This is a genomic window from Vibrio sp. Vb0888 (assembly GCF_033338835.1).
Taxonomy (GTDB): Bacteria; Pseudomonadota; Gammaproteobacteria; order Enterobacterales; family Vibrionaceae; genus Vibrio; species Vibrio alginolyticus.
Window position 1 is genome coordinate 1 of the sequence record NZ_JAWOTL010000175.1, and the last position, 1,279, is coordinate 1,279.

At 43.1% G+C, this 1,279-nt stretch carries 1 protein-coding gene and 1 pseudogene; both read left to right on the forward strand.

Going from position 1 to position 1,279, the window contains the following annotated elements; all coding sequences use genetic code 11:
* Window positions 1-135 precede the first annotated feature (135 nt).
* Window positions 136-516: a RidA family protein gene (locus R7P72_RS24805; RefSeq protein ID WP_005479566.1), complete on the forward strand. Its 381-nt coding sequence runs from the start codon at window positions 136-138 to the stop codon at window positions 514-516.
* A gap of 15 nt (window positions 517-531) precedes the next feature.
* Window positions 532-1,279: pseudogene (locus R7P72_RS24810) on the forward strand (serine dehydratase subunit alpha family protein); the annotation flags it as partial.

Below are 1,279 nucleotides of genomic sequence, written 5' to 3' on the forward strand. Positions count from 1 at the left end.
TAAATTGGATTTTTTAACGAATTTTGTGATCTGTTCTAGTTGTTTGATTCATATTTAATTGAAAAAATAACGCTAATACGGAAGTTAAATTAGAAGCTTCTTAATAAAAAATAAAATTTATGTGAGGATTTAAAAATGAAAGAATTGATTTCATCTGAACACGCGCCTGCTGCTATCGGACCTTATTCACATGGCACTAGCTATGGCGATTTGATTTTTACATCTGGTCAATTACCCGTTGATAAGGCAACAGGAAAAGTAGTTGAAGGCGGCATCAGTGCACAAAGTCATCAATCTCTTACTAACTTGAAGCACGTTTTAGAGGCTGGTGGTGGCAGTGTCGATACTGTTTTAAAAACAACGTGTTACCTATCGAATATTAATGACTTTGCCGAGTTTAACAAGGTCTACGCAGAGTTTTTCCAACAAGATTGTCCGGCACGCAGTTGCTTTGCAGTGAAAGATTTGCCTCTTGGCGTGTTAATTGAAGTCGAAGCGATTGCTCATAAAAAGTAATACGGAGAACAGAGCATGAACCAGCAATGGACACAATATATCCAAATCATTAAGCAAGTTGTGAAACCTGCATTAGGATGTACAGAACCCATTGCTGCTGCGTACGCGGCAGCAGTTGCTAGAAAAGAGTTAGGCACATCAGATATTGATGCGATAGAGGTGCGTGTTTCAGACAACCTATTTAAAAACTCGATGGGTGTTTTCGTACCCGGAACGGGCAAGATAGGCCTCAAAATTGCCGCCTCAGTTGGTGCATTAGCCGGTGACCCAACAGCAGAACTGGAAGTGTTGGCTCGGATTAATAAGCAGGATGTTGCTGCTGCGCAACAATTGATAGATGAAGAGCGGGTAACTGTAGCGCGCATGGATACGCAAGAATTCATTTATTGCAGCGTAACGCTCACTTCTGGTGACGCTGTTGTTTCGGTCACGATCAGTGGCGGTCACACCAACATTATCCAGATCATGCGCAATGGCGACGTGATTTTTGATGCTCCACCGCAGCAACGCGTTGCAACCGCTTCTGTGTGTGAAGGTGTGGATATTTCGATCAAACAAATCTATGAGTTTGCCACTCAAGCGCCTTTTGAAGAGATCAAATTCATTCTCCAAGCTGCAGAGCTCAATACCTTGCTGGCTCAAGAAGGTATCGACCGAGGTTACGGCCTAGAAATTGGACGCACGCTAAAAGGCAACATCGAGCAAGGCTTATTGGGCAATGACTTAATGAGTCGTATACAGATGATGACATCCGCGGCGTCTG

Coding starts and splice junctions, on each gene's coding strand:
- R7P72_RS24805 (WP_005479566.1), top strand. CDS start 136: ATGAAAGAATTGATTTCATCTGAACACGCGCCTGCTGCTATCGGACCT.